This window comes from Pseudomonas sp. TH07, from assembly GCF_016651285.1.
Lineage (GTDB): Bacteria > Pseudomonadota > Gammaproteobacteria > Pseudomonadales > Pseudomonadaceae > Aquipseudomonas.
In genome coordinates, this window is the sequence record NZ_JAEKED010000001.1 from 1882417 (window position 1) to 1907772 (window position 25356).

A 25356-nucleotide genomic window follows, 5' to 3' on the forward strand; every position below is an offset into this window, starting at 1 on the left:
ATTTTGTCATCACTTCAGATACCCAGACCTATGACTGATTTGCCGGATACCGACTTCACCCAACGCTTCATCTTCGATGACAGCGACACCCGCGGCGAGCTCGTGGGCCTGGAACTCAGCTATGCCGAAGTCCTTGCCAAACACGCCTATCCCGAGCCTGTAGCACAGTTGCTTGGCGAGCTGATGGCCGCCGCCGCGCTGCTGGTCGGCACCTTGAAGTTCGACGGTTTGCTGATCCTGCAGGCACGCTCCGAGGGCCCGGTTCCGCTGCTGATGATCGAGTGCTCCAGCGACCGTGAAATCCGTGGCCTGGCTCGCTATGACGCGGCGCAGATCGCCCCTGACGCCACCTTGGCCGACCTGATGCCCAACGGCGTCCTGGCGCTGACGGTCGACCCGACCCAGGGCCAGCGCTACCAGGGCATCGTCGACCTGGACGGTGCGACCCTGTCGGAATGCTTCACCAACTATTTCGTGATGTCGCAGCAAGTTGGCACCCGTTTCTGGCTGTACGCCGACGGCCGCCGCGCCCGCGGCCTGCTGCTGCAGCAATTGCCCGCCGACCGCCTGCGTGACCAGGAAGAACGCGACGCCAGCTGGCAGCACATCACCGCCCTGGCCAGCACCCTGACCGCCGACGAGTTGCTCAGCCTGGATAACGAAACCGTGCTGCATCGTCTGTATCACGAAGAGGCCGTGCGCCTGTTCGACGTGCAGTCGCTGCGCTTTCGCTGCAGCTGCTCGCGCGAACGTTCGGGCAATGCACTGGTCAGTCTGGGTCTGGAAGATGCCAAACAACTGGTCATCGAGCATGGTGGCCGCATCGAGATCGATTGCCAGTTCTGCAACGAACGCTACCTGTTCGACGCCACCGATATCGCTCAATTGTTTGCCGGAGCGGGTGTCGACACGCCGTCAGATACTCGTCACTAAAACGATTCAGCGCAGGTAAATCACCTGGCAAGTGCCGGAATAACGCCGTTCTGACGGGAGGGCCCTACTCTTTTTGGGCTTTTCTGGCATAATCCGGCCCACTTTTTTCGCGGTAGTAGTGCACGACTTTCTACTACAAAACGTTTGGAGCACTCGGCCACTGGCCGACGGGGAACCTCATGACGCAAGCCAATAACGCCGTGTACACCGATCTGAGTGTCGATGATCTGGTCAAAGAAGCCCTGAGTCGCGGTGAAGGCGAGCTTGCCGATACCGGCGCGCTGGTGGTTCGCACCGGTCACCGCACCGGCCGCTCGCCAGTCGATCGTTTCATCGTTGAAGAACCGTCCACCTCGGCTGCCATTGCCTGGGGCCCGATCAACCGCAAGTTCCCGGCCGACAAGTTCGATGCCCTGTGGAACCGCGTCGAGGCATTCAACAACGCGCAGGAACATTTTGTTTCCCATGTTCATGTAGGGGCGTCTGCCGATCACTACCTGGCCGTGAAAATGACCACTCAGACTGCCTGGCAGAACCTGTTCGGTCGTTGCCTGTTCATCAACCCGGCCCAGTACAACCCGGCTGGCCGTGACGAGTGGCAGGTGCTCAACGTTGCCAACTTCGAATGCGTTCCAGAGCGTGACGGCACCAACTCCGATGGTTGCGTGATCCTCAACTTCGCTCAGAAAAAAGTGCTGATCGCCGGCATGCGCTACGCCGGTGAAATGAAGAAAGCCATGTTCTCGGTGCAGAACTTCCTGCTGCCGGCCGCCGACGTGCTGCCAATGCACTGCGCTGCCAACATCGGTGAAGCGGGCGACGTGACCCTGTTCTTCGGTCTGTCCGGCACCGGCAAAACCACTCTGTCCGCCGACGAAAGCCGTTACCTGATCGGTGACGACGAACACGGTTGGGGCGAGGGCGTGGTGTTCAACATCGAAGGCGGTTGCTATGCCAAGTGCATCGACTTGTCCGAGAAGAACGAGCCGGTCATCTGGAAAGCCATCAAGCACGGCGCAGTCCTGGAAAACGTCGTTATCGATGACGCCAAGCACGCCGACTACGCCGATGTCAGCCTGACCCAGAACAGCCGCGCCGCCTACCCGCTGGAGCACGTTGCCAAGCGTTCCGAGAAAAACCTCGGTGGCGAGCCAAACGCGGTGATCTTCCTGACCTGCGACCTGACCGGCGTGCTGCCACCCGTGTCGATCCTCAGCGAAGAGCAAGCGGCCTACCACTTCCTGTCCGGCTACACCGCTCTGGTGGGCTCGACTGAAATGGGGTCGGGCACCGGCATCAAGTCGACCTTCTCCACCTGCTTCGGCGCACCGTTCTTCCCGCGTCCGGCTGGCGAATACGCTGAGCTTTTGATCAAGCGCATCCGTGGCTTCGGCTCCAAGGTCTACCTGGTCAACACCGGCTGGACCGGCGGTGGCTACGGCGTCGGCCAACGCTTCAACATCCCGACCACCCGTGGCGTGATCGCAGCGATCCAGAGCGGCGCGCTGATCGGTGCCGAGACCGAGCACCTGGACACCATCAACCTGGACGTGCCACTGGCCGTTCCAGGTGTCGAAACCGGCCTGCTCAACCCACGCAACACCTGGGCTGACAAAGCCGCCTACGACGAGGCTGCCAAAGCCCTGGCCGGCCTGTTCACCGAGAACTTCAAGAAGTTCGACGTAAGCGACGCGATCAAGGCTGCCGGCCCGAAGTTGTAAGCATCGGTTCAGTGTTTTGAGAAGCCGCCCTTCGGGGCGGCTTTTTTGTGGGCGCAAGGTTTGGGTTCAGTTGCCGCCGCCAGGCTTCGACGCCCATCAGAACGGCGTTGGAAACGAGGCGCAGATCAACCCTGCAACAGGTCCGGGTTCTGCTCTGGTTCAGTGCTGGTGGCTTTCCAGCGTCTGTGTGTCCCAACGCTGTGCCTTGATGGCTCGGTACAGCATGCCGATGGTCAGCGGCAGTTTGTCGCCCCGGCCCTTGGCCCGGCGCTTGAGGAAAACGTCGAAGCCTTCGGGCTGGAAGTAGCGATAGGCGTCGTAGTCGACGAACTCGATGACGAACAGTTCTTCCAGCGCCAGCATCAGCTGCTCGGCATCCGCGCCGTCGCAACCCAGGTCGAAGTTGATGGCGGTATCGAGGCTGATGGTCTTGCGCTCGGGCAGGCCAAGTTCTTCGTGCAGCAACTGCATGAGCTGGCGCATGGCCGGGTCATCGGGGAAGTGCGGGGCCAAGTGCATGCCTAAGAGTCCTTGTGAGAAGAGCCGGTGGCCCGCTCATGGGCTTCGGACAGGTTCAGCAGCAGGTTGAGGCTGTCGATGGCACAACGGATGTCGTCCCGTTGTTCCTCATCGCCTTCGTCGGCCTCCAGGCTCATGGCCTTCAGCGAGTGGATGCGCTGTCTGACTTCTGCTCTTTCCGCCGCTCCACATTGGGTGGCAAGGGCTCGCCATTTTTCGTCGCTGATGGACTGCATGACGCTGAGCCCTTGCCTGGCTTCGGCGAACAGGTGTTGCAGCTTGCTCATGGGCATTGCTTACCAAGGTTGTGGTGCAGGGGTGTGATCACTGCAGGATTCGGTGAAGGAGGATGATGCCAGACTCGGGAGTAGGAAGTACCTGCCGCTGTGGCAGGAGAGGTTCCTCAAGCAGTGTGCGGATAATCTGTGTATCGTGCGCGCCAAATGGCCCGGGGGCTGTCAGCCTATGGCGGTTAATACGTAAAGGGATGTGGGTATGCGCAGGTTTCGCATGGCGTGGTGGTTGTCGCTCTGGCTGGTGGCGTGTTCGGTGCAGGCATTGCCCTGGACGATTGAAGTGGTTGATGGCTTGGATCGCCAGCAGACGCTGGCCGAGGTCCAACTGCAGTTGCTTCCCGCACGGCAGCAGGTCGCTGGCGGGCTGACCGATGGCTCAGGCCGGTTCAGCCTCAACACCGAAATGGCGGACGACTCGAGCACCACCCTGACCCTGAAAAAGCATGGACTCGTGGTGATCGAGGCTCCTTGCCCGTGCAATGGCAAAACCTACGCCATGTTGCCGGTAAAGCAGAACTTCGATGGCCTGCGGATCGTGCTGACCTGGGAGGCCGATGGGCTGGATCTGGATGCGCGCCTGATCTATCCCGGCAAGAAACTGTACTTCGAGACCCTGAAGGGGCCCGACACCTTGCTGGAAGGGGCTGACAAACCGGGTCATGGCCCGGAAGTCATCACCCTGGAAAAAAAGCATGCCGGCGACAGTTACATCTATGCCGTGCATGACTTCACTCACGGCACTACCGCGCGCGCCCACCAGCTTTCCCTGAGTCAGGCCAAGGTGCAGCTGTACCTGGGTAAAACCCTGCTGCGCACCTACAAGGTGCCACGCCAGCGCGTCGGCAATCTGTGGACGGTGTTTCGCATTACCGGTAACAGCGAGCTGCAGGACATCAATCGCCTCGGCGAAGTGCGTGGCGAACCTGCCGACGCCATGAGCGAGGTCGAGGTGTTGCTGGACGACAAGGTCGCGGTGAGCAGCCTGGAGGTAGGAGCGGTGCCTCAGGGCGATGCGAAAACCCTGAATGAACAGGGCGAAGCGACCTACAAGGTCGGTGATGTGCTGCGCTCACGTGACTTCTTTCGCCAGGCCATCGAGCAGGACCCGGCTTACGCCCAGGCGTACAGCAACCTCGGGCTGACCCACCGCAAGCTCGGCGAGCTGTCCAGGGCCCTTGAGGCCGACAACCAGGCCATCGCCCTGGCCAGCGGTGCGACGGCGGCCACTGTACGTGCCAGCGCCTATTACAACTCGGCGTCTATCTATGAGGCCGCCGGACGGTTTGCCGATGCCCTGGCCCTGTATCAGAAGGCCCGTGAGCAGAAAGCCAGTCCGGTGTATGACCAAGCTATTGAACGGGTCAGAAAACTCTGAGCTCCCTGACGGAGTACTACCCACAACGCGCCTACCTTGGCGCGTTGTGTATTTAAAGAGGTTGTTATGGGGTTAAGAGGTTTCCTTTTTCTGTCTGCGTTTTTTCTGGTTCCTGGTGTGGCTTGTGCTGCAGGTCCCTCGGTTTTTGCCACCATCGACCGCAGCGGCTGGCCAACTACCCTGAGCAGCGTTAACGGATTTGACACCGCCTCCCGGGCCGAGATTCTGATGTTCGCCAAGGCGCTATTGGCCAGCGAAGCACTGGATGAAAAGGCGCTGCAGCAACAGCTGGGGGTCAAGCGCATCGACCTGGCTGCGGTGAATCGGGTGCGTGAGCGTTTCTGGCAGCGGCTGCTGAACAACTTCCGCCTCGCCAGCCAGCAGTGTGAGGGCGAGGCGTTCTGCCTGAGGGTGCGCAACCTGGGGGAGTTCCGCCAACTGGTGGCCGGCTTCACCGGCCAGAGCAAAGCCACCTATGGTGCCTGGGCTGAGGCGAGCCTGGGTTTTCACCAGCAATACCTGCGTGAGCAACTGCGGCTGGCGGCGTTGTTCCCGATGGTCAGCAGTGAGATTGAACGCTTCTCCGAAGCTGAAATCCTTGGCGATGAACTGGGTGACCGCCAATTTCTGCTGACGTTTGACGATGGTCCGACGGCGCGGAGCGGGTCGACCGACCGCCTGTTGGATGTGGTGCGGGCCGAGGATGTGCATGCTTTTTTCTTCGTGTTGGGCGCGCCATTTCAGAAGCGTCTTGAGCAGTCATCGGCGGACGACATGCGCAATCTTTACAGCGATCAATGCGTTGGCCTACATGGCTGGGAGCACAAATCCCACAGCTCCTGGCGCGATTGGCAGGGCTCGATTACCCGATCGGCAGGCCTGGTCAGTGCCGCCTTGACCGAGGAGTACCAGCCGCTGTTTCGCCCGCCCTATGGCCAGCGTCGCAGCGACAGCGCTGCGTTCTTCAAGGCCCAGGGCGTGCAGTTGATGCTGTGGAACATTGACTCCCAGGACTGGAGCAAGGCCGTTGACAGCCGTGCGGCGAGCCAGCGGGTGCAGACCTTGATGCTGCTGTGGCGCAGCGGCGTGATCCTGTTTCACGACACCCATGACAATGCCGCCAAGGCCTTGCCCGCGCTGTTCGACACCAATCGGGGCAATGGCGTGCAATGGGTGGATTGCCGCATGGGCCGCTGATTGTCGTCGCTGCCGAGCCTGCAAGGTTGCGCTGGCCGGCTTGGGCACCGGGGGGTGTCAGGTGAATCTTGGTCGTGGCCCAGGGCCAGCGCAGCCTGGCGGCAGCGGTCAAGGTGGCGGCCACCGATTTAGCCGTGTGCCTGTATCATCCGGTATCCCTTTCCTCTCGACCTTTTCTCGACCTGCTGACGGGCCACGCTAGGCTTCAAGGCATGTCAGCGGTCAATGGAGTGACAGCTTATGCACAACACCCTCGAACAGGTCTTTGGTTATCCACAGTTTCGCCCGGGCCAGGAGGCGGCGGTCGGTGCGGTGCTGGGCGGGCGTTCAGCGGCGGCGATTTTCCCCACCGGTTCCGGCAAGTCCCTGTGTTATCAACTGCCGGCCCTGCTGCTGCCGCACCTGACCCTGGTGGTTTCGCCGTTGCTGGCGCTGATGCAGGATCAGCTCGCGTTCCTGCAACGCCACGGCATCGCCGCAGCCAGCATCGATTCCGCCCAGAGCCGCGATGACGCCAACGCCGTCATAGCCCGCGCGCGTTCCGGCGAGCTGAAGATTCTGATGATTTCCGTGGAGCGCCTGAAGAACGAGCGCTTCCGGAATTTCCTGCAACAGGTGCCGATCTCGTTGCTGGTGGTGGACGAGGCGCACTGCATCTCCGAATGGGGGCACAACTTCCGCCCGGACTACCTGAAACTGCCGGACTACCAGCGTCAGTTCAACATCCCCCAGGCCTTGTTGCTGACCGCCACCGCGACGCCCAAGGTGATCGCCGACATGCAGGCCAAGTTCGCCATCGCCCCGCAGGATGTGGTCACCACCGGTTTCTACCGGCCCAACCTCAACCTGCTGGTAGAACCGGTGCGTGGGCAGGACAAACGCCGGCGCCTGGTGCAGTGGATGGGCGAACGCCCCGGGCAGCCGAGCATCGTCTATGTCACCCTGCAGAAAACCGCCGAGCAGATTGCCCAACACCTGAGCCAGCACGGCATCCAGGCCCAGGCCTATCACGCCGGCTTGCCCCATGAGCAGCGGGAGGCAATCCAGCGTCAGTTCATGGGCGGTCAGTCCAATTGCATCGTCGCCACCATCGCCTTCGGCATGGGTATCGACAAGAGCGACATCCGCAATGTGGTGCATTTCGACCTGCCCAAATCCATCGAGAACTACAGCCAGGAAATCGGCCGCGCCGGGCGTGACGGGCAGCCCTCGGATTGCCTGGTGCTGGCCAACCGCGACAGCCTCAATGTGCTGGAGAACTTCGTCTACGGCGACACCCCGGAACTGGATGGCATCCGCTGTGTGCTGGACGAACTCCAGGCCGCGGCGCCGGATGGGCAATGGGAGTTTCTGCTGGGGCCGCTGGCGGATCAGAGCAATATTCGCCAGCTGCCACTCAAGACCTTGTTGGTGCAACTGGAGCTGCGCGGCTTGATTGCGCCGCGTTATGCGTATTTTGCCGAGTATCGCTTCAAGTTCCTGCTGGAGCCGCAAGCCCTGCTGGCGCGTTTTGAGGGCGAACGGCGGGATTTCGTCGAGGCCATCATCCAGACCTCAAGCCGCGCCCGCACCTGGGCCACGGTCAATTTCGATGCGCTGTACCTGCAGCATCAGGCCGAGCGCAGCCGCGTGGTCAAGGCCCTGGATTATTTCCAGGAGCGCGGTTGGGTCGAGCTGGAAAGCAAGCAAATGACCGAGGTCTACAGCCTGCTGCAAACCGACTTCGACGCGGCAGAACTGAGTGCGCAATTGCACGGGTATTTCACCCGGCATGAGGGCGCCGAGATTGCGCGGATCCACGCCATGCTCGATCTGTTCGGCACCGAGCAGTGCCTGGGTTACCGCCTGGCGCAGTACTTTGGCGACGATAACGCGCCGCGGCGTTGCGGGCATTGTTCGGTGTGCCATGGCCAGGTGGCGCGTCTGCCGGCGCCGCCCGACTTGCCTGCGCTTGTGGATAAAAACTTTGCCCAGTTGTGCGAGCCCTTTATCCACAGGCATCAGCAGCACACCGAGCGCTTGCCGGGTGCCGAGCGCCTGACGCGGTTTCTGTGCGGCATCAGTGTGCCGCTGTTCACCAAGCTCAAGGCGCGGGCGATCCCCGGGTTTGCGGCGCTTGAGGATTACCCCTACGCCGAGGTGCGGGACTGGGCCGACAGCCATTTGCGCGCTTGAGGTTCGGGGGATTGCAGCCGCTGCTGCATCCATCTGCTGAATGGCGCTCATCACAGGAATAAATTTCAAAAATACCCGGTGCCTGACTATGGTGTGGGCTGTCTTCGCATCGCCAACAAGAGAGCCAATATGAGCCAGACAGCCGTCGATATTCAGCACGCCGCCGTGATTGGCGCGGGCACCATGGGCCGCGGAATCGTAATGTGCCTGGCCAATGCCGGGGTGCGGGTGCAGTGGGTGGACAACAACCCGCAGATGCTGGAGCAGGCGCTGCTGGCCGTGGCCGAGACCTACGCGCACAACGTGCGCCAGGGGCGGATCGAGCAGGCCGAAGCCGATGCGCGTATCGCAAGGGTCAGCTCCGCTGCGGACTATCCGGCGATCCGTGAGGTCGACCTGGTGATCGAGGCGGTCTACGAGAACCTTGAGCTCAAGCAACAGATCTTTCGCCAACTCGATGCCCTGCTCAAGCCCGAAGCGATCCTGGCCAGCAACACGTCGGCCCTGGATATCGACGCCATCGCTGCCGTCACCCAGCGTCCGCAGCAGGTGCTGGGCCTGCACTTCTTCAGCCCGGCGCACATCATGAAGCTGCTCGAAGTGGTGCGCGGCGCGCGGACCGCGCCCGAGGTGCTCGAGGCGGCCCTGGCCCTGGGCCGACGCATGGGTAAAGTCAGTGTGGTGGCGGGGAATTGTTTCGGTTTTATCGGCAACCGCATGCTCAATACCTACGTGCTGGAGGCGCGCAAGATGCTGCTCGAGGGCGCTTTTCCCTACCAGGTGGATGCGGCCCTGCAAGGCTTCGGTTTCGCCATGGGGCCGTTTCGCATGTACGACGTGGTGGGTATCGACCTGGGCTGGCGGGCCCGGCAGCTGGACGGCGTCGGTCAGGATCAACCCGAGGTGCAGGTCGATAATCGTCTGTGCGAGCTGGGGCGCTTCGGCCAAAAGAGCGGGAACGGCTATTACCACTACGAGCCCGGCAGCCGTCAGGCGGAGCACGACCTGGAGGTGGATGCCCTGGTGCAGCAGGTCAGCGAAGGCCTGGGCTATCAGCGCCGGCCGATCGGCCCCGAGGAGATTCTTGAACGGTGCCTGCTGGCCCTGGTCAACGAGGGGGCGAAGATCCTCGAGGAAGGCATTGCCGAGTCGGCCCATGACATCGACCTGGTTTATCTCAATGGCTATGGCTTCCCCAAGGACCAGGGCGGCCCGATGAGCTGGGCCGATCGGCAAGGGCTGGCGGCTGTGCACCAGCGTCTGCTGCGGCTTGAGGCCGAGTTGGGCGAACACTGGCAGCCGGCACGCTTGCTCACTGAGCTGGCGCAAGCCGGTAAAGGGTTTGCCGAACGCTAGGCGCTGTTGATGTTTGCTGGCGGCCCTGTCCCTTTGGGCTGCGCGGCAAATTGTGCGAGGCTGCGCTGCGGGATCTGCCAGGGGAACAACCATTGGCGGCATCCCGCGCGATCAATGGATCGACCTCGCGGGCCAACCCGCACCTACCTGGATTGTGAGAGAGCCTTATGACCGAGCGGATGCCGCAACGCAGCGACTATCGCCACTTTCAGCCGATCATCACCCGTTGGCACGACAACGATGTGTATGGGCATGTGAATAACGTCACCTACTACAGCTTCTTCGACACGGCGGTAAACACCTACCTGATCGAAGAGGGTGGGCTGGATATCCATGACGGTGAGGTGGTGGGGTTTGTGGTGAGTTCCGCCTGCGACTACTTCGCCTCGATCGCCTTTCCCGAGCGTATTGAAATCGGCCTGCGGGTCGGCAAGCTGGGCAACAGTTCGGTGCAGTACGAGTTGGCGGTATTCAAGGCGGGGGAGGAGGATGCCTGTGCTGCCGGGCGCTTTGTGCATGTGTTTGTAGAGCGGGCGTCAAACCGGCCGGTGGCGCTGCCGGCCGGATTACGCGAAGCGTTGGAGCGTCTGGTGCTGGAGCCGATCCGCTAAGTCGCGGTCCAGGGCTCCGGCGAGGTGTGCAGAGCCTGCGTTCGGGCGCAGGCCTGAGCCGCGTTGATCAGTCGCGGTGATGGCGATGTTTGCGGTGGCCATATGCATGGCCGCGACCGCGGTGATCGTCACGGTAGTAGCGGCGGTTGTCGCGGCCACGGTACTCGCGATCGTCGCGCGCACTTTCATTGCCCATGTAGTTGCCCAGCGCGCCGCCGGCACCACCGCCTGCCGCTGCACCGATCAGGCTGCCGGTGTTGCCACCCATGCTGCGCCCGACCACGTTGCCGCCCGCTGCGCCCAAGGCGCCACCAATGGCTGCCTGGCCACGGCTGCGTTTGTCGGCACCCACCGCACTGCCGCCCGCGCCGCCCAATGCTGCGCCGATGGCCGAGCCGGTATTGCCGCCGATCGACTGACCGACCACCGAGCCCAGAACCCCGCCCAATGCGCCGCCCACACCTGCTTCAGTGGTGCCTCCGGCAGAGGCGAAGCCGCTGACCAGGCCAAGGGACAACAAGAGAATCGAGGAAAACTTCATAGAGGAACCTCAAAGGGATGACGGCGCGATCCTGAGGCTGTGTCTGGAGGCTTACAATCAAAATCCGACGAATAGCACGAGTTGTACACAATCTCGTAAGTTATTGTTTTAGCTCGGGAACTTAAGTCGTTTTGACGGGTCTTTAGCTACTTCGGACAGGCCGCTTTTGCACAAAGGCGGCTTTTTTTTGCGCACTGGAAAAGCCGGGCGAGAGGCCCGGCCCCATCGTGATGGGGCCGGGGCAGCCATCGATTTACGCCGACTTGGCCAGGATCAAACCGCTGTCACTGGCGGCTTCCAGGCGAATCGCCACGAACTTCGAGGTCGGCGTATGGCTGCCGTCGCCGGTGCTTTCCAACGGCACCAGCGGGTTGACCTCCGGGTAATAGGCCGCAGCCTGGCCAGCCGGAATATCGAAGGCCAGCAGGGTGAAGCCCTTGACCCGACGTTCGCGGCCGTCGTCCCAGATCGACACGATGTCGGCCTTCTGCCCCGGCTTGAAGCCCAGGCGGATGATGTCCGCTTCGTTGACGAACAGCACATCGCGCTGGCCCTTGACCCCGCGATAGCGGTCGTCCAGGCCATAGATTGTGGTGTTGTACTGATCGTGGGAGCGCATGGACTGCATGATCAGGTCCGGTACCTGCCCGGTGGCTCGGGTGCGTTCGTGCACCAGGTCCTTGGGCAGCACGTTGGCGCGGAAGTTGGCGCGACCGGACGCAGTGCTCCAGCGCCGCGCGCCAGCCGAGTTGCCCAGGTAGAAGCCCCCCGGGTTTTGCAGGCGCTGGTTGAAGTCCTTGAAGCCTGGGATGGTGTCGGCGATCAGGTCGCGGATGCGCCCGTAGTCGGCCACCAGCCAGTTCCAGTCCACCGGGCGGCTGCCCAGGGCTGCGGCGGCGATGCCGGCGATGATCCACGGCTCCGAGCGCATCTGTTGCGACAGCGGCTGCAACTGGCCGTTGGAGGCGTGCACCATGCTGAACGAGTCTTCCACAGTCACTGCCTGCGGACCTTCGCTCTGCAGGTCGATGTCGGTACGACCCAGGCACGGCAGGATCAGGGCCTGTTTGCCATGGGCCAGGTGGCTGCGGTTGAGCTTGGTGCTGATCTGCACCGTGAGGTCGCAGTTGCTCAGGGCCTGGAAGGTCCGCGGGCTGTCCGGGGTGGCCTGGGCGAAGTTGCCGCCCAGGGCGATGAAGACCTTCGAGCGGCCTTCGGCCATGGCGTGGATCGCCTCGACCACGTTGTGCCCGTCGCTGCGTGGCACCTTGAACTGGAAGCGTCGCTCCAGGGCGTCGAGAAACGCTACCGGAGGCCGTTCGTTGATGCCCATGGTGCGGTCGCCCTGCACGTTACTGTGGCCGCGCACCGGGCACAGGCCGGCGCCTGGACGCCCGATATTGCCGCGCAGCAGCATCAGGTTGGCGATTTCCTGGATGGTCGCCACGGAATGGCGATGCTGGGTGATGCCCATGGCCCAGCACATGATCACGTTCTTGCCCTTGGCGTACATACGCGCCGCTTGCTCGATCTCGACCAGGGTCAGGCCGGACTGCTCGACGATCTGCTCCCACGAGGTGTCATCGATCACCCCCAGGTACTCGAGCACGCTGGCGGTGTGTTCATTGAGGAAGTCGTGGTCGAACACCGACGGGCTGCCGGCTTTCTGCGCCTCGCGTTCCCACAGCAGCAGGAACTTGGCCATGCCGCGCACCACTGCCATGTCGCCACCCAGGGCCGGGCGGAAGTAGGCGGTGTTGGTGGGCTTGTCACCGTTGGTGAGCATTTCCAGCGGATGCTGCGGATGCTGGAAGCGTTCCAGGCCGCGCTCTTTCAGCGGGTTGACGCATACGACCTGGGCACCGCGCTTCACCGCTTCACGCAGCGGTTCGAGCATGCGCGGGTGGTTGGTGCCGGGGTTCTGGCCCCAGACGAAAATCGCATCCGCATGCTCGAAATCGTCGAAAGTCACTGTGCCTTTGCCGACGCCGACGCTTTGCGCCAGGGCCACGCCGCTGGCTTCGTGGCACATGTTCGAGCAATCGGGGAAGTTGTTGGTGCCATAGGCGCGCACAAACAGCTGGTACAGGTACGCCGCTTCGTTGCTGGCCCGGCCCGAGGTGTAGAACTCGGCCATGTCCGGGCTCGGCAGCGCCTGCAAATGCTGGCCGATCAAGGCGAACGCGGCTTCCCAGCTGATGGGCTGGTAGCGGTCGCTGGCGGCGTCGTAGCTCAGGGGTTCGGTGAGGCGGCCCTGGTATTCGAGCCAGTAGTCGCTCTGTTCCAGCAGCGAGGTAACGCTGTGCTTGGCGAAGAACGCCCCATCCACACGGCGTTTGGTGGCTTCCCAGTTGACCGCCTTGGCGCCGTTTTCGCAGAACTTGACCATGCCGCTTTCCGGCGAGTCGCCCCAGGCGCAGCCGGGGCAGTCGAAGCCGCCGTTCTGGTTGGTCTTGAGCATCATGCGCAGGTTCTTCAGCGCGTTGTCGCTGGTCAGCCAGGCCTGGGCCACGCTGATCAGCGCGCCCCAGCCGCCTGCTGCGCCTTTGTAAGGCTTGTAGCGCGGTGTTGGGGTCTGGTCGGCTTGGTTGTGGTTGCTCACGCTTGGTTCTCCATCGCGGGGCTATAGACCCGCGGCGCACTTTTCTGCGGCAGGTGGATGAGGTTGAGGTTGTGCCGGCGCGCCCATTGCACGGCCAGGCCGGTGGGAGCCGACAGGCTGACCAGGGTCTGGATGCCCGCGCGCAGGACTTTCTGGATCAGCTCCAGGCTGCAGCGGCTGGTGACAATGGCCACGCCGCCGGCCGTGGGGATGTCCTGGCGGATCAGTGCGCCGATCAGCTTGTCCAGGGCGTTGTGCCGGCCGATGTCTTCCCGGCCCAGCAGCAACTCCCCCTGGTGGTTCATGAACACCGCCGCGTGCACCGCGCCGCAATGCTGGCCCAGGGGCTGGAAGCTGCCGATTCGCTGGCGCAGGCCGTCAAGCCATGCCGCCGGTGGCAAAGGGGCGCCGGGCAATACCTTGAGGTCGGGCAGAGCCTGTTCCACGGCCTCGACACCGCACAGGCCGCAGCCGCTGGTGCCAGCCAACTGACGACGTTGCTGCTTGAGGTTCCAGAACGCGCGGTTGGCGATTTCCACTTGCGCGTACTGCGCCGAGCCCGAACCGCTCAGTTGCAGGTCATAGATCTCGGTCGCGTCGCTGATGATGCCGCTGCCCAGGCTGAAGCCGACGATGAAGTCTTCCAGGTTCGACGGGGTCACGAGCATCACCGCCTGGCTGATGCCGTTGTAGGCGATCGCCAGCGCGACTTCCTCGGCCAGCGCGGTGCTGTCCGATTCGCAGTGTTCAAGGTTGCTGTAGCTGTAGTTCTGACTGGCGGCGGGCGCGGGCGTTTCTAGGGCTGGCGTCGCGCGGGTCGGGCGCTTGGCGGTCATGGGGCAATACCAGCGGAGTATTCAACGCCAAGACTAAGCGCGGCAAAGTGTCACGTCTAATTGCTAGTACTGATGTGTTGATAGATGGCGTCGATCAAGAAGGTTTGGACGATTTCTGGTAAAGCGCGAAACAGGCCTCGGCCAAGGCTGAGCGTGGCGCGCTGCGACGCATGATCAAACCCAGCCGCGCCAGGGTCTGGGCGCCTTCGATGGGTTGCAGGCGCAAGTGCTCGGTGAGGGTTTCCAGGCCGCCTTCCAACGGCATCACCGCGCAGCAGAAACCGCCATGGACCATTTGCACCAACTGATGAACTGCATCGGTCTGCAACAGCGGTTGCGGGCTGAGGCCTCGGCTGTGGAAGTTGTGGTCGATGGATTGGCGAAAATGCATGCCGCTGGTGAGCATGCCCAGGGGCAGTTCGATCAGCGCCTCCCAGCTCAGGGGCTGCTCGCCGAAACTGAAAAACCGTTGGTCGTAGAGCAAGCCCATGCGGGTCTCGCCCAGGGCCAGGGAATCGAAACGCTCGGTGTCCAGGCGCTCCAGGTAGGACACGCCGAGGTCCAGGCGGTTGCTCGCCAGTTGTTCGAGGATCTGCTCGGAACTCAAGGCCGAGAGCTCGAAACGCAAGTTCGGGTGCTGCTGGTGCAGGGCCTGCATCAAGTGCTGCGGGTCGAAGCTAGACAGCGGCACCACCCCCAGGCGCAGGGTGCCGACCAGGTTGCCGCGACAGGCGGCAGCTTCCGCCTGCAGCCCGTCGTAGGCCGCCAGCACGGTGCGTGCCCAAGCCAGCACCCGTTCACCCGGGGCAGTAAAACCTTCGAAGCGCTGGCCGCGATTGACCAGCGGCAGTTCCAGCTCTTCTTCCAGGCTGCGCAGGCGCATGGACAGGGTCGGCTGGGTGATATGGCAGCGGGCGGCGGCCTGGCCGAAATGCCGGGTTTCGTCGAGGGCGATGAGGAATTTCAGCTGCTTGATGTCCATCTTCGCTCCAGGGCGCCGGGAAGGTGCCGATTCTAGCCTGCTTGTGCGGCACTGGGTCACTGGTCGTTTTTGAACCTCATTTGCCGTGGCTGGTCTAGTCTTTCGCGTCTGGACCCCATAACCCAAGGAGTGTGCACCATGAGTATTTTTAGCTTTGTGAAAGAAGCAGGCGAAAAGCTTATTGATCTGTTGACGCCGGGTAACGCCAATGCGAGCGAGCAGTTGAAGGAACACATTGCCAAGGTCGGCCTGGGCAATCCGAATGTGCAGGCCAGCGTCGACGGCGACAAGGTCACGGTGACCGGTGAGGTCGCGAGCCAGGAAGAGAAAGAAAAAATCCTGCTGGCCGTGGGCAATATCGCCGGTGTAGGCAGTGTCGACGACCAGATCACCGTAACCGGGCCGGTGGCGGTGGCGGCGGTGTTTGTCACCGTGAAGAAGGGCGACACCCTGAGTGCGATTGCCAAGGTGCAGTACGGCGACGCGAACAAGTACAACAAGATCTTTGAGGCCAACAAGCCGCTGCTGTCCCATCCGGACAAGATCTATCCGGGTCAGGTACTGCGAATTCCCGAGTGATGGTGGGTGCCTGACAGGGCCAGCGCAGCTTGCGGCAGCGGCTACAGTGTCTCGCCGCTGATGCAGGTTGCGCTGGTCCTGACATCCACCACCTGATTCCGGGCCTCTCTACAGTCCCTCGATCAAGTCTCGATAATCTCCCACCGCCGCGAATTCCGCGGTGTCTTTCGGCCCTTTGCGGCTGTCCGGTTCACGCACCGCCAACAGATGAGCCACACCGAAGTCCCGCGCGCTGCGCAGGATCGGCAGGGTGTCGTCGATAAACAGGCTGCGGCTCGGGTCAAACCCGATATCGGCCTGCAAGGCATCCCAGAACTGCGGGTTTTCCTTGGCGAAACCGTAGTCATGGGAACTGATCAGGCGTTCGAAGTAAGGCGCCAGTTCGATCCGCTCCAGCTTCAGCGACAGCGAGTCGCGGTGGGCGTTGGTGATCAGTACCACACGTTTACCGGCCTGCTTGATGGCGGCCAGGAAGGTGTCGGCGTCAGGACGCAGGGCGATCAGGTGCGCGGTTTCCAGCTTCAGTTCGCGCACCGGCAGCTTCAGTTCGGCGCTCCAGAAGTCCAGGCAGTACCACTTCAACTGGCCGGCGTTGTTCTCGAACAGGGGCTGCAGCTCCATCTCGGCCATGGCCCGGCTGACTCCGTGCAGCTCGGCGTAGCGCTGGGGCAGGTGCTCCATCCAGAAGTGGTTGTCGTAATGCAGATCGAGCAGGGTGCCGTCCATATCCAGCAGAACGGTGTCGATATCGCGCCAGGGCAGTGAAGGCATGGGAAACGTCTCGAGCGGTAGAAAGATATCCGACACAAACTATCGGGAAAGCCGCGTTATAGTAGCGCGTTCACGCCAAGGAGCCCTTCATGCGCCAGAAACCCACTGTACTCGCCCGCGAGATCGTCGCCACCAGCCGTCTGTTTTGTGTCGAAGAAGTGCAGTTGCGCTTTTCCAATGGCGTGGAACGTACCTATGAACGCCTGGTGGGCAAAGGCGCCGGTTATGGCGCGGTGATGATCGTGGCGATGCTCGACGCCGAGCACGCAGTGCTGGTGGAAGAATACTGCGGCGGTACCGACGCCTATGAACTGTCGTTGCCCAAGGGCCTGATCGAGCCGGGCGAGGATGTGCTGGCCGCGGCCGAGCGGGAACTCAAGGAGGAAGCCGGGTATGGCGCACGGCAGCTGGAGCATCTGACCGAGCTGTCCTTGTCGCCCGGTTACATGAGCCAGAAGATCCAGGTGGTGCTGGCCACCGACCTCTACGAAGAAAGCCTGGAAGGCGACGAGCCCGAGCCGATGGGCGTGGACAAGATCAACCTGCGTGAACTCTCGGGCCTGGCCCAGAACCCCAACTTCACCGAAGGCCGTGCCTTGGCGGCGCTGTACCTGGCCCGTGACCTGCTGACCCAGCGCGGAGTGTTTCCGGCATGAGTCAGGCGTCGATGACCTTTCCCCACCCGTTGCTGGCTCCGGTGATCGAGTTGGCCTTGCAGGCTGGCGAGGCAATCCTGCCGTTCTGGCGCTCCGATGTGGCGGTGACGCAAAAAACCGACGACTCGCCGGTGACCGCCGCGGATCTGGCTGCGCACCATCTGATCCTGGCCGGCCTGACCGCGCTGGACCCGAGCATTCCGGTATTGTCCGAAGAGGACGCGAACATTCCGCAGGCGGTGCGCGCCGGCTGGCAGCGCTGGTGGCTGGTTGACCCGCTGGATGGCACCAAGGAATTCATTTCCGGCAGCGAAGAGTTCACCGTCAACATCGCCCTCATCGAACAGGGTCGCGTGGTGTTTGGCGTGGTCACGATGCCGACCAACGGTCGCAGCTACTGCGGCGGTGCCGGCCTGGGCGCCTGGCGCGCCGACCGTGGCCAGGCGCCCGTGCCGATCCAGGTGCGCGAAGCGCCGGGTGCCGACCAGGCCTTCACCGTGGTCGCCAGCCGGCGTCATTCCAGCCCGGAGCAGGAGCGCCTGCTGGCCGGGCTCAGCGCCAGCCTGGGCGAACTGCAACTGGCGAATATCGGCAGCTCGCTGAAATTCTGCCTGCTGGCCGAAGGCGCCGCCGATTGTTACCCCCGACTGGCCCCGACCTCGCAATGGGACACTGCCGCCGCCCAGGGCGTGCTTGAGGGTGCCGGTGGTGAAGTGCTGGACTTGAGTGGCGCACCGTTCTGCTACCCGGCGCGTGAGTCGCTGCTCAATGAGTTTTTCCTGGCGTTGCCGGCCAAGGCGACCTGGCGCCAGAAGCTGCTGGAGTTGGCGCGCAGCTGATGGTCGCCGTTGCGGCGCTCAGCGGTGCAGCACGTACTGCCCGGTAAAGCGCACCGCGTCGGCATCGCTTCCCTCATTGACGATCCGCGTCTCCAGGCTCAGCCGCGCCCGCCCGTGACGTTCATAGGTGCGCAGGAATTTCGTCCACTGCGCATCGTTGGGCGCGGTGCAGATGGCCGTGGCGTCGCGGGTCACGGGCAGCGGATAACTGATCTGGCCCTCCTGGATCACGATGTGCCCGTCCTCGATCCCTTCTTCCTTGAGCCGCAGGTGCAGCCAGCCCCAGCCCACCAGCACCGCACCGCAATACAGGCTGCCGCCGAACATGGTGCTCTTGTGGTTGACGTTGGCCGCCAGCGGCAGTGACAGGCGCAGTTGCCGCGCCTGCCAGTCGAGCACCTTGAGCCCCATGTCCCGGGTGAGCGGGATGTCGTGATGGAGCACGGATTCCAGGTAACGACTGTCGCTGTTCATGCAGGGGCCCTCTGGCTTGAAAGGTGGGAAGGGGTGGACGCTGCTCAATCGAGCTCGTCGCTGCCGGTGCTGGCGCCACTGTCGGCGAAGCTCAGGCCGTGTTTGCGCAGCTTGTCGTGCAGGGTCTTGCGCGGGATGCCCAAGGCCTCGGCCAGGCTGCGCACCGAGCTGTGAGCGCGGCTCATTTCGGCGGCGATCAGGCTCTTTTCGAAGTTCTCCACCTGCTCGCTCAACCCGCCCTCGACCAGGGTCGGGGCCGGCTGCGCACTGCCGTCCGGGGCGCTGTTGTCCAGGGCCAGTTCCAGGCCCAGGGCAAAGCGTTCGGCGGCGTTCTGCAGTTCGCGCACGTTGCCCGGCCAGGTGTGGCGCAGCAGCAACGCCCGTTGCCCGGGTTGCAGCTCATGAAGTGGCAGGCCGTGGCGGGTGCTGGCTTCGTCGGCGAAATGCTGGAACAGCATCAGCGCATCTTCGCCCCGCTCGCGCAGCGGCGGAATGCGCAGCGGCGCGACGTTGAGCCGGTAGTACAGGTCGGCGCGAAAGCGCCCCTGATCGGCGGCCTGGCGCAAGTCTTCCTTGGTCGCGGCGATGATCCGGATGTCCAGCGGGATCAGCTGATTGCCCCCCAGGCGCTCCACCACCCGCTCCTGCAACATGCGCAGCAGCTTGACCTGTACATCCAGGCTCATGCTTTCGATTTCATCGAGAAACAGCGTGCCGCCATTGGCGAACTCGAACTTGCCGATGCGGCGCTTTTGCGCACCGGTGAAGGCCCCGGGTTCGTGGCCGAACAGTTCGCTTTCCACCACCGATTCCGCCAGGGCCCCGGCATTGATCGCCACGAACGGGCCGTTGCGCCGGTTCGACAGGTCGTGCAGTGCTCGCGCCACCACCTCCTTGCCCGCCCCGGTTTCGCCGAGGATCAGCACGTCGGCCCGGGTCGCCGCCAAGGCACCGATCTGTTCGCGCAGGCGCAGCATCGGCGCCGAGTGCCCGACCAGGCGCGTGCTCAGTTGCTGGCGATCACTCAGGGCCAGGCGCAGGCTGCGGTTGTCCAGAACCAGCCGGCGCAAGGCCAGGGCGCGGCGCACGCTGTCGAGCAGGGCATCGCTGGCGAACGGTTTTTCCAGGAAGTCATAGGCCCCGGCGCGCATAGCCTGCACTGCCAGCGGCACATCGCCGTGACCGGTAATCAGCAGCACCGGTAGCTCCGGGTCCTGGCCATGGAGTTCGGCCAGCAGCTCCAGGCCATCCATGCCCGGCATGCGGATGTCGCTGACCACCACGCCCGGCCAGTCGCGCTCCAGGCGCGCGGCCAGCCCGCGGGCCTCGGCCAGCGGCAGGATCTGCAGCCCGGCCAGGTCCAGGGTCTGGCTCAAGGCCTGGCGCAGATGGGGATCGTCGTCGATCAACACCACCTGCACCTGGTGGTCGATGGGGGTACTCATACACTGCGGTCCTCGGACGGTTGCAGGCTCACACCCGGTGCGCCGGCGCGCAGTCGCAGGGTGATCAGGGCGCCGCCTTCGCGGTGGTTGGCGAACGACAGCTCACCGCCAAAGGCGCGCATCAGGGTGTCACAGATCGCCAGGCCCAGGCCAAGGCCCTGGGTCCGGGTCTTGGTGGTGTAGAACGGCTCGCCGGCGCGGCCCAGGGCTTCCATGCAAAAGCCCGGGCCATTGTCGCGAATGTACAGATTGACGCCGCTCTCGGTGGATTCGGCACTCAACCACAATTTGCGCGGCGGGCCTTTTTCGGTCAGGGCATCGAGGGCATTGGCCAGCAGGTTGCCCAGTACCTGGCGCAGGCGGGTCTCCCCGGCTTCGACCCACAGCGTGGCGGCCGGCAGGTCGCGAATCAGCTCGACCTCCATCGCTCTGCGGCGCTTGGCCAGCAAGGCCAGGGCATCGTCCAGCGCCGGTTGCAGGGCCACGCTTTCCGGTGCATGGCGGTCGCGGCGGGCAAAGGCTCGCAGGTGGGCGATGATCGAGGCCATGCGCCCGGTCAGCTCGCTGATCAACTTCAGGTTGCCGCGGGCGTCTTCGGTGCGCTGGTGATCGAGCAGCACCTCGGCGTTTTCCGCGTAGCTGCGGATCGCCGCCAGGGGTTGATTGAGCTCGTGGCTGATGCTCGCCGACATGGTACCCAGGGCCGAGAGCTTGCCGGCCTGGACCAGGTCGTCCTGGGCCCGCACCAATTCCTGCTGCGCGGTTTCCCGCTCCAGTACTTCCTGCTTGAGCCGGCGGTTGAGGCCTTCCAGGTCACTGGTGCGCTCGGCTACGCGCATTTCCAGCTCGCGGCGCGCCTTGGCCTCGAAGGCAATGCGCTCCAGGTAGTGGCGGCGGCGCTGCATCATCAGGCCCAGCAGCAGCATCAACACCAGCAGCGCAGCACCGCCCACCGCCACCACCGTGCGCACCGGGCGCGCCACCAGGGTCTGCGGAGCGAGGATGCTCACGCTCCAGCCGGTTTCATCGATCTGCACGGTCTGGGTCAGCCAGGCATTGGCGTTGAGCTTCAGGGGCCTGGGTTCGCGAGTCGGGTAGGGCTGGATGGCGCTGATCGCCTGGCGCTCCGCATCGCTCAGGGGCCGGGTGGCACGGAAGCGCCACTCGGGGCGCGAGGTCAGGATCACCACACCGTTGTGGTCGGTCACCAGCAGTTGTTCCGGAGTTTTGCCCCACAGACTTTCGGTGTGGTCGAGATCGACCTTGATCACCAGCACGCCGATGATCCGCTCGCCGTCGTGCACCGCTGCGGCGAAGAAGTAACCGCGCTTGGCCGAGGTGGTCCCAAGGCCGAAGAAACGCCCGAGGCGCCCGGCCATGGCTTCGCTGAAATACGGACGGAAGGAAAAATTGCGCCCGACAAAGCTGTCGTGCTTGTCCCAGTTGGAGGCGGCCAGGGTCTTGCCGTTGGTGTCCATCAGGTACATGACTTCGGCGCCGGTCTGGGCACTGATGTTTTTCAGCAGGCGGTTGGCATTGCCTTGGGTGACGCCATCATCCGGGGCATCGAGCACCGAGCGCAGGGCGGGCAGGTCGCCCAGGATCTGCGGCAGCACTTCGTAGCGATGCAGGGTGCCGAGCAGGTTGGCCACGTACAGATCGAGGGTCTGGCGGTTCTGTCCTACCAACTCACTGCGGTAATAGCGCTCGGCCAAATGCTCCAGCGGCCACAGCAGCGGCGCCAGGCACAGGGCCAGCAACGCCAGGCTGCGCCAACGGGGTCTGCGGGGGAGGGGTGGAGTCATGAGGGTCGGCGCCTGTGGATACAGGCGCATTATGCCTAGCCCAGCTCGGCAAGACACTCGTGCAATGCAGCTTGCCAGTCAGGCTGGTTCACGCCCCATTCGCGTTCCAGGCGGCTGCAGTCCATGCGCGAGTTCAGCGGCCGTGGTGCCGGAGTCGGGTAGTCGCTGGAGGGAATCGCCTCCAGTGCGGCGCAGGCCTTGCCTTGGTCCCGAAGGTGCGCGGCGATCGCCTCGGCAAAGCCGAACCACGAGGTGTGGCCTGCAGCGCTCAGGTGATAAGTGCCCCAGGCACCCGCCGTCCCGGCCTGCCAGCGCTCGATCAGCAGGCGGGTGCTGTGGGCGATGGTTCCGGCCCAGGTTGGCGCACCGATCTGATCGGCGACCACCCGCAGCAGGGGTTTTTCCTGCATCAGGCGCTGCATGGTCAGCAGGAAGTTCTTGCCGTGGCTGGAGTAGACCCAGCTGGTGCGCAGGATCAGGTGTTGGCCGCCGACTGCGCCGATCGCGCGCTCCCCGGCCAGTTTGCTCTGGCCGTAGACCCCAAGCGGGTTGGGCACGTCGTCCTCGGTATAGGGCGTGGCCTTGCCGCCATCGAACACATAATCGGTGGAGTAGTGAATCAACGGGATGCCCAGGGCCCGGGCCTCTTCGGCGAAGATGCCGGGGGCCGTGGCGTTGATGGCAAAGGCCAGCTCGGGTTCGCTTTGCGCCTGGTCCACCGCGGTGTGGGCGGCAGCGTTGATGATCAGCTGCGGGGCGATGGCCTGGACCTGGCGGCGGATCTGCTCCGGGTGCGCCAGGTCGAGCTGGTCGCGACCCAGTACGATCAGCTCGCCCAAGCCCTTGAGGCGCTGCTGCAGCTCGCGGGACACCTGGCCATGCTGGCCGCTGATAAGGATCTTCATGGGCGTGCTCATGGAAACAGGTCGGCCTCGTTCAGGCGCTTGCCGGCCTGATCCTTGGCCGAGAGGGTCGGCGTGCCCGTGAGCTGCCAGTCGATGGCCAGGTCCGGGTCATTCCAGCGAATGCAGCGCTCGGCGGATGGGGTGTAGTAATCGGTGGTCTTGTAGAGGAACTCGGCGAAGTCGCTGAGGACGACGAAGCCGTGGGCGAAGCCTTCGGGTACCCATAGCTGGCGATGGTTATCGGCGGACAGCCGCACCGCTACCCACTGCCCGAAATGCGCCGAGCTGCGACGGATATCCACCGCCACATCGAGTACTTCACCCACGGTGACGCGCACCAGTTTGCCTTGGGTATTTTCCAGCTGGTAATGCAAGCCGCGCAGTACACCTTGCTGTGAGCGGGAGTGATTGTCCTGCACGAACTGGGTATCCAGACCGGTGGCTTCCTGGAAGGCCCTGGCATTGAAGCTTTCGTAGAAGAAACCGCGCTCATCGCCAAAGACCTTGGGCTCAAGGATCAATACGCCAGGAAGGTCGGTAGGGATGACGTTCATCGTTCTTCTCCGGCAAGGGTGAAGAGGTATTGGCCGTAGCCGGTCTTGCCGAAGTATTGAGCTCGTTCGAGCAGTAGTGTGCGGTCAATCCAGCCTTGGTTGTAGGCAATTTCTTCGAGGCAGGCGACCTTTAGACCCTGTCGGTGTTCGATGGTCTGCACGTATTGCGACGCCTCGAGCAGGCTATCGTGAGTGCCAGTATCGAGCCAGGCAAACCCCCTGCCGAAACGTTCCACACGAAGATCACCCCGTTGCAGGTACGCATTATTGATGTCGGTAATTTCCAACTCGCCACGGGCCGAGGGTTGGATCGTTTTAGCTATCTGGATGACAGAGTTGTCGTAAAAGTACAGCCCGGTCACTGCGTAACTGGATTTGGGCGTTTCTGGTTTCTCTTCAATCGACAGCGCGTTGCCGTTCTCATCGAAATCGATAACACCAAAACGTTGTGGGTCCTTGACCCAATATCCAAATACGGTAGCTCCCAACGATTTTTCGGCTGCGGCCTGCAGTTTCTCGGTGAAATGCTGACCATGAAAAATGTTGTCACCCAGGATCAGGCACACCGGGTCCTTGCCAATAAATTCTTCGCCAATCAGAAAGGCCTGGGCCAGCCCGTCCGGCGAAGGCTGCTCGGCGTAGCTGAAACGCACCCCGAACTGGCTACCATCGCCCAGCAGGTTGCGGTACTGCGGCAGGTCCTGGGGGGTGGAAATCAGCAGGATGTCCTTGATCCCCGCGAGCATCAGCACCGAGATCGGGTAGTAGATCATCGGCTTGTCGTAGACCGGCAGCAGTTGCTTCGAAACGCCGAGGGTGATCGGGTGCAGGCGCGTGCCTGAACCGCCTGCCAGAACAATGCCCTTCATCATGCAATCAGATCCTTGGTGTCGGTGAAGCCTAATCGTTGGCCCTGGTAGCTGCCGTCCTGGACGTGCTGGCACCATTCGAGGTTTGCCAGGTACCACTGCACGGTCTTGCGCAGGCCGCTGGCGAAGGTTTCCTCGGGAACCCAATCCAGCTCGCGTTCGATCTTGCTGGCGTCGATGGCATAGCGCAGGTCGTGTCCGGGGCGGTCCTGGACGAAGGTGATGAGGTCGGCGAACTGCTTGATCCCGGCCGGTTTGTGCGGCGCCAGCTCTTCGAGCAGGGCGCAGATGCCGCGCACCACGTCGATGTTGGTCTGTTCGTTATGGCCGCCGATGTTGTAGGTCTCGCCGACCACACCTTGGGTCACCACTTCGAACAGGGCGCGGGCGTGGTCTTCGACAAACAGCCAGTCGCGCACTTGCAGGCCATTGCCGTACACCGGCAGCGGCTTGCCCGCGAGGGCATTGAGGATCACCAGTGGAATCAGCTTTTCCGGGAAGTGGAACGGGCCGTAGTTGTTCGAGCAATTGGTGATCAGCACCGGCAGGCCGTAGGTGCGCTGCCAGGCGCGGACCAAGTGGTCGGACGCAGCCTTGCTGGCGGAGTAGGGCGAGCTGGGGGCATAGGGCGTGGTTTCGGTGAACAGGTCATCGACCCCATGCAGGTCGCCGTAAACCTCATCGGTGGAGATATGGTGAAAACGAAAGGCGCTTTTCTCCGCCACCGGCAGGCCCTGCCAATAGGCGCGGCTGGCTTCCAGCAGGCTGTAGGTGCCGACGATATTGGTCTGGATAAAATCCGACGGACCGTCAATGGAGCGGTCGACGTGGGACTCAGCAGCCAGGTGCATGATGGCATGGGGCTGGAAGCGTGCCAGGACGGCACTGACGGTGGCCTGGTCGATGATGTCGGCCTTGACGAATTCATAGCGGCTGTTACTGGCAACACTGTGCAGCGACTCGAGATTGCCGGCGTAGGTCAGTTTGTCCAGGTTGAGCACTTCGTGTTCGGTGTGCTCGATCAAGTGGCGAACCAACGCCGACCCAATAAAACCGGCTCCGCCGGTAACGAGAATGCGCATGTTGGGTGGCCTGTTTCCTTAAGTTGGTCGGTGATTCAAGCGGAAGCAGCATAGCTTGTTGGCATAGCCCCTAGGGTGCAAGGGGGATGGAAGGGGCAATCCATTGTGGTGGAGGCTTTTCAGACGATTCTCAACCCATAGTGGCGCTTGGCTTGTTCACTGGCTGTCACACCTGGGGGGTTGCGTAACGTCGGGCGCGGTGGCGATATAAGCGCCTGATAATAATTGCCTGG

Annotated in this window: 24 protein-coding genes; 10 read left to right on the forward strand and 14 right to left on the reverse strand. The window is 63.1% G+C overall.

Going from position 1 to position 25356, the window contains the following annotated elements:
• Positions 1-30: 30 nt before the first annotated feature.
• Complete coding sequence (gene hslO / locus JFU57_RS08940) at positions 31-933, forward strand: Hsp33 family molecular chaperone HslO (RefSeq protein WP_078469287.1); 903 nt, start codon at positions 31-33, stop codon at positions 931-933.
• Between the two features lie 179 nt (positions 934-1112).
• Positions 1113-2654: a phosphoenolpyruvate carboxykinase gene (locus tag JFU57_RS08945; RefSeq protein ID WP_020299817.1), complete on the forward strand. Its 1542-nt coding sequence runs from the start codon at positions 1113-1115 to the stop codon at positions 2652-2654.
• A 159-nt stretch (positions 2655-2813) separates the two neighbouring features.
• On the opposite strand, the gene JFU57_RS08950 is transcribed toward JFU57_RS08945, so the two are convergent.
• Together JFU57_RS08950 and JFU57_RS08955 are read right to left on the reverse strand one after the other, a co-directional pair.
• Positions 2814-3173 (reverse strand): DUF1493 family protein, encoded by a 360-nt coding sequence (locus tag JFU57_RS08950; protein ID WP_201128950.1) that lies wholly within the window; start codon positions 3171-3173, stop codon positions 2814-2816.
• A 2-nt stretch (positions 3174-3175) separates the two neighbouring features.
• Entirely contained in the window at positions 3176-3460 is a 285-nt protein-coding gene (locus JFU57_RS08955; protein WP_201128952.1) for a hypothetical protein, read from the reverse strand.
• 208 nt (positions 3461-3668) lie between these two features.
• On the opposite strand from JFU57_RS08955, the gene JFU57_RS08960 reads away from it, so the two are divergent.
• The 5 genes from JFU57_RS08960 (at position 3669) to JFU57_RS08980 (ending at position 10183) form a co-directional block, all read left to right on the forward strand.
• On the forward strand, positions 3669-4844 hold the full coding sequence (locus tag JFU57_RS08960; RefSeq protein WP_201128954.1) for a tetratricopeptide repeat protein: 1176 nt from the start codon (positions 3669-3671) through the stop codon (positions 4842-4844).
• A gap of 66 nt (positions 4845-4910) precedes the next feature.
• Positions 4911-6041 (forward strand): polysaccharide deacetylase family protein, encoded by a 1131-nt coding sequence (locus tag JFU57_RS08965; RefSeq protein WP_201128960.1) that lies wholly within the window; start codon positions 4911-4913, stop codon positions 6039-6041.
• A 240-nt stretch (positions 6042-6281) separates the two neighbouring features.
• The gene (locus JFU57_RS08970) at positions 6282-8216 is read left to right on the forward strand and encodes a RecQ family ATP-dependent DNA helicase (RefSeq protein WP_201128963.1); all 1935 of its coding nucleotides are present in this window, start codon (positions 6282-6284) and stop codon (positions 8214-8216) included.
• A 129-nt stretch (positions 8217-8345) separates the two neighbouring features.
• Positions 8346-9572, forward strand: a complete 1227-nt coding sequence (locus JFU57_RS08975) for a 3-hydroxyacyl-CoA dehydrogenase (RefSeq protein WP_201128965.1) — start codon at positions 8346-8348, stop codon at positions 9570-9572.
• Between the two features lie 167 nt (positions 9573-9739).
• The gene (locus JFU57_RS08980) at positions 9740-10183 is read left to right on the forward strand and encodes an acyl-CoA thioesterase (protein WP_078469294.1); all 444 of its coding nucleotides are present in this window, start codon (positions 9740-9742) and stop codon (positions 10181-10183) included.
• Between the two features lie 67 nt (positions 10184-10250).
• On the opposite strand, the gene JFU57_RS08985 is transcribed toward JFU57_RS08980, so the two are convergent.
• From JFU57_RS08985 to JFU57_RS09000, 4 genes are all read right to left on the reverse strand, one after another.
• Entirely contained in the window at positions 10251-10724 is a 474-nt protein-coding gene (locus JFU57_RS08985) for a YMGG-like glycine zipper-containing protein (protein WP_020299825.1), read from the reverse strand.
• A gap of 253 nt (positions 10725-10977) precedes the next feature.
• Positions 10978-13326 carry an FdhF/YdeP family oxidoreductase gene (locus tag JFU57_RS08990; RefSeq protein WP_201128970.1) on the reverse strand — a complete coding sequence of 783 codons (2349 nt, stop codon included), beginning with the start codon at positions 13324-13326 and terminating at the stop codon, positions 10978-10980.
• Positions 13323-14162: a formate dehydrogenase accessory sulfurtransferase FdhD gene (fdhD, locus tag JFU57_RS08995; protein ID WP_078469296.1), complete on the reverse strand. Its 840-nt coding sequence runs from the start codon at positions 14160-14162 to the stop codon at positions 13323-13325. Before fdhD ends, JFU57_RS08990 begins: the two co-directional genes overlap by 4 nt.
• A 94-nt stretch (positions 14163-14256) precedes the next feature.
• Positions 14257-15144 carry a LysR substrate-binding domain-containing protein gene (locus JFU57_RS09000; protein WP_201128972.1) on the reverse strand — a complete coding sequence of 296 codons (888 nt, stop codon included), beginning with the start codon at positions 15142-15144 and terminating at the stop codon, positions 14257-14259.
• Between the two features lie 138 nt (positions 15145-15282).
• On the opposite strand from JFU57_RS09000, the gene lysM reads away from it, so the two are divergent.
• A complete protein-coding gene (gene lysM / locus JFU57_RS09005; RefSeq protein ID WP_020299829.1) occupies positions 15283-15723 on the forward strand; it encodes a peptidoglycan-binding protein LysM in 441 nt (146 codons plus the stop codon).
• A gap of 108 nt (positions 15724-15831) precedes the next feature.
• Here lysM and yrfG read toward each other — a convergent pair whose 3' ends face one another.
• Complete coding sequence (gene yrfG, locus JFU57_RS09010) at positions 15832-16494, reverse strand: GMP/IMP nucleotidase (RefSeq protein WP_020299830.1); 663 nt, start codon at positions 16492-16494, stop codon at positions 15832-15834.
• Positions 16495-16583: 89 nt separating this feature from the next.
• Here yrfG and nudE point away from each other — a divergent pair, with 89 nt between their 5' ends.
• Entirely contained in the window at positions 16584-17150 is a 567-nt protein-coding gene (gene nudE / locus JFU57_RS09015; protein WP_020299831.1) for an ADP compounds hydrolase NudE, read from the forward strand.
• Positions 17151-17161: 11 nt separating this feature from the next.
• Complete coding sequence (gene cysQ, locus JFU57_RS09020; protein ID WP_201132091.1) at positions 17162-17989, forward strand: 3'(2'),5'-bisphosphate nucleotidase CysQ; 828 nt, start codon at positions 17162-17164, stop codon at positions 17987-17989.
• An 18-nt stretch (positions 17990-18007) separates the two neighbouring features.
• Here cysQ and JFU57_RS09025 read toward each other — a convergent pair whose 3' ends face one another.
• The 7 genes from JFU57_RS09025 to rfbB are packed head-to-tail and all read right to left on the reverse strand — an operon-like array spanning position 18008 to position 25123.
• A complete protein-coding gene (locus JFU57_RS09025) occupies positions 18008-18463 on the reverse strand; it encodes a thioesterase domain-containing protein (RefSeq protein WP_201128974.1) in 456 nt (151 codons plus the stop codon).
• A 44-nt stretch (positions 18464-18507) separates the two neighbouring features.
• Positions 18508-19908, reverse strand: a complete 1401-nt coding sequence (locus JFU57_RS09030) for a sigma-54-dependent transcriptional regulator (protein WP_020299834.1) — start codon at positions 19906-19908, stop codon at positions 18508-18510.
• The gene (locus JFU57_RS09035; RefSeq protein ID WP_078469301.1) at positions 19905-21713 is read right to left on the reverse strand and encodes a sensor histidine kinase; all 1809 of its coding nucleotides are present in this window, start codon (positions 21711-21713) and stop codon (positions 19905-19907) included. The genes JFU57_RS09030 and JFU57_RS09035 overlap by 4 nt, the downstream gene beginning before the upstream one ends.
• 35 nt (positions 21714-21748) lie before the next feature.
• Entirely contained in the window at positions 21749-22630 is an 882-nt protein-coding gene (gene rfbD, locus JFU57_RS09040) for a dTDP-4-dehydrorhamnose reductase (RefSeq protein ID WP_201128976.1), read from the reverse strand.
• Positions 22627-23172, reverse strand: a complete 546-nt coding sequence (rfbC, locus tag JFU57_RS09045; RefSeq protein ID WP_201128978.1) for a dTDP-4-dehydrorhamnose 3,5-epimerase — start codon at positions 23170-23172, stop codon at positions 22627-22629. The genes rfbD and rfbC overlap by 4 nt, the downstream gene beginning before the upstream one ends.
• Entirely contained in the window at positions 23169-24044 is an 876-nt protein-coding gene (gene rfbA / locus JFU57_RS09050) for a glucose-1-phosphate thymidylyltransferase RfbA (RefSeq protein ID WP_201128980.1), read from the reverse strand. The genes rfbC and rfbA overlap by 4 nt, the downstream gene beginning before the upstream one ends.
• Entirely contained in the window at positions 24041-25123 is a 1083-nt protein-coding gene (rfbB, locus tag JFU57_RS09055) for a dTDP-glucose 4,6-dehydratase (protein WP_201128982.1), read from the reverse strand. The genes rfbA and rfbB overlap by 4 nt, the downstream gene beginning before the upstream one ends.
• Positions 25124-25356 lie beyond the last annotated feature (233 nt).